Annotated in this window: 4 protein-coding genes; 3 read left to right on the forward strand and 1 reads right to left on the reverse strand. The window is 51.1% G+C overall.

Going from position 1 to position 6,564, the window contains the following annotated elements:
* Window positions 1-113: 113 nt before the first annotated feature.
* Entirely contained in the window at window positions 114-1,052 is a 939-nt protein-coding gene (locus KDK14_RS04395; RefSeq protein ID WP_257263804.1) for a CNNM domain-containing protein, read from the reverse strand.
* A gap of 352 nt (window positions 1,053-1,404) precedes the next feature.
* Between KDK14_RS04395 and KDK14_RS04400 the strand changes: the two genes are divergently transcribed.
* From KDK14_RS04400 to KDK14_RS04410, 3 genes are all read left to right on the forward strand, one after another.
* The gene (locus tag KDK14_RS04400) at window positions 1,405-2,121 is read left to right on the forward strand and encodes a TetR/AcrR family transcriptional regulator (RefSeq protein ID WP_257263805.1); all 717 of its coding nucleotides are present in this window, start codon (window positions 1,405-1,407) and stop codon (window positions 2,119-2,121) included.
* Window positions 2,122-2,205: 84 nt separating this feature from the next.
* A complete protein-coding gene (locus tag KDK14_RS04405) occupies window positions 2,206-3,309 on the forward strand; it encodes an efflux RND transporter periplasmic adaptor subunit (RefSeq protein ID WP_257263806.1) in 1,104 nt (367 codons plus the stop codon).
* Between the two features lie 3 nt (window positions 3,310-3,312).
* The gene (locus KDK14_RS04410; protein ID WP_257263807.1) at window positions 3,313-6,402 is read left to right on the forward strand and encodes an efflux RND transporter permease subunit; all 3,090 of its coding nucleotides are present in this window, start codon (window positions 3,313-3,315) and stop codon (window positions 6,400-6,402) included.
* The last annotated feature ends 162 nt before the right edge of the window (window positions 6,403-6,564 follow it).

The raw sequence follows: 6,564 nt of genomic DNA on the forward strand, positions 1-6,564 counted from the left end.
TCTCTGTATCATGACGTACGATCAGTGGTAATCAGGTAGTATTTTGAGTCTGGCCCGGAATTTCATAAACGTGCCACCGCAGCAGGGCAATCTATACTCGGACAGCCTCCCGGTCAGCGCAGTAAAGCCTGGTACAACTTTTTCGCGGTGACAATACGGGTCTGTTCTACCGTTTCTCCCAACAGCAGGATAATCGATGCCCTGGCCTCTTGAAGCGATGTGATTGCTTCATGCAATGAGGTTTCCGGAGCCAGATTAATGGTTTTTCTCATAAGCTCCCCCACTGAGATATCCGCCTCTTCATTGACCAAACAACGGGCGATATGCCGATAGAGAACAATTCCCGAAGGTTTGCCATCGTTCAGAACCACATAACGCTTACAGGGATATGAGCGAATCGTCGCTTCTACAGAAGACACGGTTGCCTCAGATGAGAGACAAACAGCAGGTATTGAGTGCTCAACCAGCTCGGTCAGCTGCCGCTGGTGAGAGGTGAGTACAGCATCAGCCAGTTTTCGCTGACGCTTGCCAATCACCCCGCGCTTATTGTAATGCTTGATAATGTTCCGTAATTCATCACTGCTTCTGGCCTGCTCAACAGGCTTGGGTAAAAGACGGGTCCAGACCAGGGCTAACAACAACACGGGTCTGGTCACTGTATAGATGATATGAATAAATGGTGAACATCTGGCGACGACCCTGTCAGCAATCTGCACCGCCAGCAGTTTGGGCAGTACCTTGGCGAATACCAGCATAAAATAAGCGAGCATTGCCGTAAAAACGGCCATCCATAGATCGTTAAATTCCCTGGCAGCCATAGCACCAAGGAAAGTGCTGCCAGCAATACTGATCAAAGTACTCAACAAGACGATCGCTGACAGGTGCTCCCGCTTTTTCTGAAAGACTTTCTGGATAGCCGCTTTATTGTCAGGCCTTTTGCCCAGGATCGTAACCAGCCTCAACTCATCAACTGCGACCAGGGATGATTCAAGAAGCGATAAAAAAGCAGTAGCAGCAACAATCAGGCACGCAAATAGAACGACCAACAGCATCCATACCTCCAACGGCAATGAGACGGCAAACAGTCTGAGCAGCCTCCTGGCAGGGCCCGACAGCCTGAAAACAAAACCTGCAATACATTGTTTTCGACCACTTTTCTTTATTTATAACCTTTTTTGCCTTTGCGGCAACCTCCCAGTCCAGCCTGACAAAGCCGGTAACGTTTTCTGGTTCACCCTGCAACGAACCAGGAAAAATTGAAGTGCCTGACAAAAGAACCTGATTCTCCTGAAGTGCGTATATCTGAACAATAATTTTATTTAAAATAGAATTCGAATATAATTCGATTTTTATTCAGATAAATGTATCTCTTTAACTCCTGCTTTCCACCACGGTTTATCAGACATGTCAGCATCCGACAAACGGGCACAGAGGGAAACCTTCATTATTCAGTCCACCCTGACCATTCTTAAGGAAAAGGGCTTTATGGACCTGAAAATGTCTGAAGTTGCCAAACAGGCTCAGTTCTCAATGGGAACCGTATATTCGCACTTCTCCAGCAAGGAAGATCTGTTACTGGGGTGCACCATCGATATTTCCAGAACGATTACTTCTGTATTTCATAAGGTGCTCAACAGCCCGGCGCCCGCCATGGAACGTCTGTTGACGCTTAATATGGCGATCTGGCTGTGTTATGACCGCCAGCCCCATCACTACTTTCTGCGTCAACTGGCAATGACCCCGGAGATCTGGCAGCGGGCATCGACAGGACGGGCACAGGTACTGGACGGCATCTATCAAGAGATGAGCCAGATAGTGAAAGCACTGATCATTGAGTTAATGGAGGACAACCCTGCGATAACCGATAAGAATGGCGAAGATGAACTGTCTGATATTTTGATGGGTATCTGGAGTCTCGGTGAAGGTCTGTTCCAGATCAGCATGTCCGGGTTTGGCCTGAAACAACCCTCCCTGCAAAAAGACAATGGCTTCAGCCTGCTCACTTCCAACCTGGCTAAATACCTGCAGGGCTGGGGATGGCGAGCACCATTTTCACCAGCAATGATTGACAACTGTAGCCTTCAGGCTGAACAGATTGTTGCCAGATTTACAGTTCAGTGAAACTTGCCAGCGTTTATTAATTCCAAGTACCCGTTACATATCATTAACGGTGCTTTTATCCCATTGGTTTGGAGCTAAATAAGAATGCATCTCACCCCTTTATCCCGATCAACCATAGCCAGCATCGTGTTAATTTCGTTCACCCTGCTGACCGGTTGTGATCAGGAGCAAGTCGAGCACAAAGAAGTCATCCGACCGGTAAAACTGTTTGAGGTCAAAGATCCCCGGCAGCAGCAGCTACGTTATTTTCCCGGCAAAGTAACGGCCACCGAAGAAGCCGAAATTTCCTTCCGTATACCCGGCCAGATTGACAAGATCGAGGTCAAGCAAGGCGATGATGTCAGTACCGGACAGGTGCTGGCTTATCTTGACGACCGGGATATTCGCAATGAGCTGCAGGATCGGCAGGCCAGTTATGAACTTGCCAGGGCAGAGTTTGAACGCGCCAGCTCCCTGTTAACAAAGAAAGTCATTGCACAATCCAGCTACGATACCGCCAGTGCCAGACTGAAATCTGCCGAGGCGGCGCTGAAACTGAGCCGGGACAAACTGGCTTATACGACACTGAAAGCCCCCTTCAGTGGCCGGGTTGCCCAGACGCTTGCCGAGCCCCATCAGCAGGTTCAGGCCCAGCAGCCGGTGCTCATTCTGCAAAGCAGTGACCGACTCGATATCAGTATCCAGGTACCTGAGAGTATCGTTTCCCACGTTAACGCAAAGGCGGTCAACAATGGCTATCAGCCCATTGCTACCTTCCCCGGTGCCCCTGGCAAAGAGTTTCCGGTCAGCTATAAAGAGCACGCTACCCGGGTAACACCGGGCACCCAGAGTTATGAGGTTATTTTCACCCGGATGGCACCGGCCAATATGAATATTCTGCCCGGGATGACCGCCACGGTTATTATTGACCTGGCCCGGGTCATGGATACTCAATGGCAACCGGGATACTTTCTGGTCCCTGTTTCAGCCGTAGCCAAAGATGACGTTGACAATAAGACAGTGGTCTGGCGTTTTGACCAGAATACCGGACAGGTAACCCCTGTCGAAGTGACCACAGGGCGTATTACCGAAGCGGGAGTCCAGATTCTGGCAGGGCTCAATACCGGTGACCAGATCGTTACTGCCGGTCTCAGCCAGCTGTATAAAGGCATGCCAGTCAAACCGCTGCACAGGGAACGGGGACTGTAAGCCATGAATATTGCCGAATATTCCATTTCCCACCGGGTGATCAGCTGGATGTTTGTGGTTATCCTGCTGGTTGGTGGTTCAATGTCGTTTTTTGGACTGGGTCAGCTGGAATTTCCCGAGTTCACCATCAAGCAGGCGATGGTGATTACCCATTACCCCGGAGCTTCCCCGGTACAGGTGGAAGAAGAAGTGACACTGCCGCTGGAAGAAGCCATTCAGCTGATGGAGTATGTCAAGCACATCGACTCCATCAGCAGCAATGGCCGCTCCCAGATTATGGTGGAGATGAAAGATCAGTACGACAAAGATCAACTGCCTCAGATCTGGGATGAACTGCGCCGTAAAATCAATGATCGCCAGAGCAGTCTGCCTCCGGGCGTCTACCCTTCGGTTGTGGTGGACGACTACAGCGATGTCTATGGCATGCTGTTCAACATTACCGGGGAAGGCTACACCTCCGCAGACTTGGAAAACTACGCCAATTACCTGAAACGTGAACTGGTTCTGGTTGAAGGGGTCAAGAAAGTTTCAATCGTCGGTGCCCGTCAGGAGCAGGTTGTGGTTGAGATGTCCCGGGCCAAACTGGCAAATCCGGGTATCGATCCGGGCTGGATATTTGCGCTGATCCAGAATCAGAATGTGGTCTCCAATGCCGGTCATATGCTGGTTGAAGGGCGTTCCATCCGCATTCATCCCACCGGTGAATTCAATAACATTCAGGAACTGGAACAGCTGATCATCAGCCCACCGGGCAGCACACAACTGGTCCGGCTCGGTGATATCGCCACCGTTCACCGTGACTTCGATGAAACACCGGATACACTCTATTACTCTAATGGCCGCCCGGCGCTGTCACTGGGTATTTCCTTCGCTTCCGGTGTCAATGTGGTGGATGTAGGCGACGCTATTCGTCAGCGCATCGATGCGCTTAAGTCCGGGCAACCGGTTGGCATTGCACTCACCAAAGTGTACGACCAACCGGCAACGGTTTCGGAATCTATTAATGGTTTCCTGATCAACCTGCTGGAATCCGTTGCCATTGTTATTGTCGTGCTGCTGCTGGCCATGGGTGTGCGTGCAGGACTCCTGATGGGTGCCATCCTGCTGTTGACCATCCTCGGTACGTTTATTGTGATGAAGGTGATCGGCATTGAACTGCAGCTGATCTCCCTGGGTGCCCTGATCATTGCCCTGGGGATGCTGGTTGATAACGCCATTGTCATCACCGAAGGCATTCAGGTGGGTATTCAACGGGGACTCACCCGAGCGCAGGCAGCAAAGCAAGTGGTCAGCCAGAACCAGTGGCCACTGCTGGGTGCCACCGTGATTGCCATTATGGCATTTGCACCTATTGGCCTCTCTGACGATGCCACCGGTGAATTCTGTCTTTCATTGTTCCAGGTGCTGTTGATTTCCCTGTTTCTCAGCTGGCTCACTGCGATCACCCTGACCCCCTTCTTCTGCAATATTCTGTTCAAAAAGGATGAGCTGGCGATCCAGCAGACGACGGGGGAAGCAGTAGATCCCTACCAGGGGGCGCTGTTCACCCTGTATAAACAGCTGCTGCGGTTCTCTCTGGTGCATCGCCCCATGACCATCGGTTTGACGGTTCTGGCACTGGTACTGGCCATCATAAGTTTTGGTTCGGTGAAAAATGTCTTTTTCCCGCCATCCAACACGCCGGTGTTCTTTGTGGATTTCTGGATGCCCGAGGGCAGTGATATCCGGGCAACCGAAACAAGGGTGGAAGAGTTTGGTGAGCTGGTGCTGTCCCTGCCCGGCGTAAAAAATGTCACATCGGTGATTGGTCAGGGAGCACAGCGATTTATTCTCCCTTACATGCCGGAAAAACAATACAGCAGTTATGGTCAGCTGATTATCGAGACGGATAACCTGGAAGCCATTCCACCGCTGATTCCGTCATTGGACACCCTGCTGAGCGAAGACTTCGGTGATGTGGAATACCGGGTCAAATACTTACAGAATGGCCCTTCACCGGCCGCAGAAATTGAAGCCCGTTTCTATGGCGAGGACCCGGAAGTATTACGAACCCTGGCGGTACAGGCCATCAATGTATTGCGTGATGAGCCAATGGCCACTCATATACGACATGGGTGGCGTAACCAGGTCAGCCTTGTTCGCCCACACCTGGATGAAGCCAGTGCCCGGCGCAGCGGTATATCCAAACAGGCCCTGGACGACGCTTTGCTGGTCAATTTCACCGGCCGTCAGGTTGGCGTCTATCGTGAAGGCAGCCAGTTAATGCCGTTGATTGTCCGTGCTCCGCAGTCCGAGCGTCTGAATGCCGATAGCATTACCGATCTGCAGGTCTGGAGTGCTGATTACCAGAGCTATGTGCCCATCACCCAGGCTATTTCCAGTTTTGCTACCGAGTGGGAAAACCCGCTGATCATCCGCCGGGACCGTAAGCGTATGCTTTCTGTGATGGCAGATCCTGAGTTGTTGAGCGATGAAACCACCGACAGTGTCTTGCGCAAGGTACGGGCAAAAATCGAAGCTATTCCACTACCCGATGGTTACCAGCTGGAATGGGGCGGTACTCATGAGTTGTCTTCTGATGCACAGAGTGCTGTATTTGCCTCTTTGCCGCTGGGCTATCTGGGGATGTTTCTGATTACCGTATTCCTGTTTAACACCATACGACAGCCTATAGCTATCTGGTGTACGGTTCCCCTGGCTTTGATTGGCGTGGTGGCCGGGCTGCTTGCGCTGAATGCACCGTTCAGTTTTATGGCACTGCTGGGGCTGCTGAGTCTGTCGGGCATGATCACCAAGAACGGTATTGTTCTGGTGGAACAGATCAAACTGGAGCTGGAAGAAGGCCGGGAAGAGCATGAGGCCATATTCCATGCTGCGGTCAGCCGTCTGCGGCCAGTCTGTATGGCGGCCCTGACCACCATGCTGGGTATGATGCCATTGTTGTTTGATGCCTTTTTCAAATCCATGGCGGTGACCATTATCTTCGGCCTGGGCTTTGCTACCGTACTGACACTGATCGTACTGCCGGTGATCTATTCACTGCTGTACAAAATAAGCTTCAAGGGATTCGATTATCGGAATATTGATTCCTGATCGGTAGAGAGGTCGGCTGCTGACTGAAGCCGACTTATTTTGTTTCTTCCCGGATGGAGGCTTCAGGCCAATGGCACTGACTTAAGCTTAAAAGCCCCGTAAACAGCGACATTGATATAGGTTGATAGATTTGAATTTGAACCACAAAGGCACAGAGACACA

Source organism: Endozoicomonas sp. ONNA2, assembly GCF_024606365.1.
In the GTDB taxonomy this organism is placed as follows: Bacteria; Pseudomonadota; Gammaproteobacteria; order Pseudomonadales; family Endozoicomonadaceae; genus Endozoicomonas.

Coding starts and splice junctions, on each gene's coding strand:
- KDK14_RS04405 (WP_257263806.1), top strand. CDS start 2,206: ATGCATCTCACCCCTTTATCCCGATCAACCATAGCCAGCATCGTGTTA.
- KDK14_RS04400 (WP_257263805.1), top strand. CDS start 1,405: ATGTCAGCATCCGACAAACGGGCACAGAGGGAAACCTTCATTATTCAG.
- KDK14_RS04410 (WP_257263807.1), top strand. CDS start 3,313: ATGAATATTGCCGAATATTCCATTTCCCACCGGGTGATCAGCTGGATG.
- KDK14_RS04395 (WP_257263804.1), bottom strand. CDS start 1,052: ATGCTGTTGGTCGTTCTATTTGCGTGCCTGATTGTTGCTGCTACTGCT.